Origin of the sequence: Microbacterium sp. ISL-103, from assembly GCF_018613995.1 — a bacterium.
In the GTDB taxonomy this organism is placed as follows: Bacteria; Actinomycetota; Actinomycetes; order Actinomycetales; family Microbacteriaceae; genus Microbacterium.
Genome location: NZ_JAGGPD010000303.1, coordinates 1 through 1,743, shown reverse-complemented (window position 1 = coordinate 1,743; position 1,743 = coordinate 1). Strand labels below are relative to the sequence as shown.

Here is a 1,743-nt window from a genome sequence, read left to right as displayed (position 1 = left end):
GGGCCTTGGTCACCGGGCGGTACCCCGGCAGGTCGTACTTGGGAGGCCAGACGAAAGGCGCCATGGCCTGCTGGGCGTCCTTCGTGTTGTCGACGAGTACCGGGCCGGGCCGGCCCGTCGACGCGATCTCGTACGCCGCCGCGATGGCACCGGGGATCTCGGACGCATCCTTCACCAGGAACGAGTGCTTCGTCACCGGCATCGTGATGCCGACGATGTCGGCCTCCTGGAACGCGTCCGTGCCCATCAGGGTCGAGAACACCTGACCGGTGATCGCGAGCAGAGGCACCGAGTCCATGTAGGCGTCAGCGATCGCGGTCACGAGGTTCGTGGCACCGGGACCGGACGTCGCGATGCAGACGCCGACCTTGCCGGACGACGACGCATAGCCCTCGGCGGCGTGGCCTGCTCCCTGCTCGTGACGCACCAGGATGTGTCGGAGCTCGGCAGCATCCATGAGCGGGTCGTAGACGGGCAGGATCGCGCCGCCGGGAAGGCCGAAGACGTCCTTGACGCCGAGGAGCTCGAGCGTGCGGACCACGGCCTCGGCGCCGGAGATCTCCGGTGCGGCGGACTTGGGTGCGGGCGGCCTCGGCACAGCCGAGACGGTGTCAGCAGTCATGACACTCCTTCTGATGGTCTGTTGGCGACGTCGGAGGCGGGAAGCCGGAGCCGACGTGGATCAGCCGGTCGTCGCGCCCTCGGCGGCGGACCGCACGAGACGCGAGTACTTGGCAAGAACGCCACGGGTATAGCGCGGGGGTAGCGGCTCCCAGCCAGAGCGGCGGGAGGCGAGCTCCGCCTCGTCGACGAGTAGGTCGAGAGAGCGAGCTGCGATATCGACCCGTATCAGATCACCATCGCGCACGAAGGCGATGGGACCTGCGTCCACCGCTTCGGGTGCTATGTGGCCGATGCACAGGCCGGTTGTGCCGCCTGAGAATCGTCCGTCAGTCAAGAGTAGTACATCTTTTCCGAGCCCCGCGCCCTTGATGGCCGCGGTGATCGCGAGCATCTCGCGCATACCGGGTCCGCCCTTCGGCCCCTCGTAGCGGATGACGATGACGGTGCCCGCCTCGATCTCGCCGTTGGCCACGGCGTCCATGGCCGCGCGCTCGCGCTCGAACACGCGAGCAGAGCCCTCGAACACGGCGGCGTCGAAGCCCGCGGTCTTGACGACCGCACCTTCGGGGGCGAGCGATCCGTGCAGGATCGTCAGGCCGCCGGTCGCGTGGATCGGGTTGTCGAACGTGTGGATGACCTCGCCGTCGATCGGCTGCGGGTCGAGCTCTGCGAGGTTCTCGGCGAGCGTCTTGCCTGTCACGGTGAGCGCGTCTCCGTGCAGCAGGCCCTCGTCGAGCATGGCCTTCATGATCACCGGGATGCCGCCGTGGCGGTCGACGTCGTTCATGACGTACTTGCCGAACGGCTTCATGTCGGCGACATGCGGAACCTTGTCTCCGATGCGGTTGAAGTCGTGCAGGCTCAGCTCGACCTCCGCCTCGCGGGCGATGGCGAGCAGGTGCAGCACCACGTTCGTCGAACCGCCGAGCGCCATCGCGAGGGCGATCGCATTCTCGAACGCCTCCTTGGTGAGGATGTCGCGGGTCGTGATGCCCTGGCGCAGCAGGTTGACCACGGCCTCGCCCGAGCGGTGCGCGAAGTAGTCGCGACGACGATCGGCCGCAGGCGGAGCCGCGGAACCCGGAAGGCTCAGACCGAGGGCTTCGGCGACCGACGCCA

General features: G+C 68.0%; 2 protein-coding genes. Both read right to left on the bottom strand.

Features of this window, described 5'->3' with window-relative positions:
* A partial coding sequence (locus J7E68_RS11605) for a thiamine pyrophosphate-binding protein (RefSeq protein ID WP_251048917.1) occupies nt 1–622 on the bottom strand: 622 nt, incomplete at its 3' end.
* A 60-nt stretch (nt 623–682) separates the two neighbouring features.
* Nucleotides 683–1,743, bottom strand: a 1,061-nt coding sequence (locus J7E68_RS11600; protein WP_215172743.1) for a dihydroxy-acid dehydratase, incomplete at its 5' end; no start/stop codon positions are given.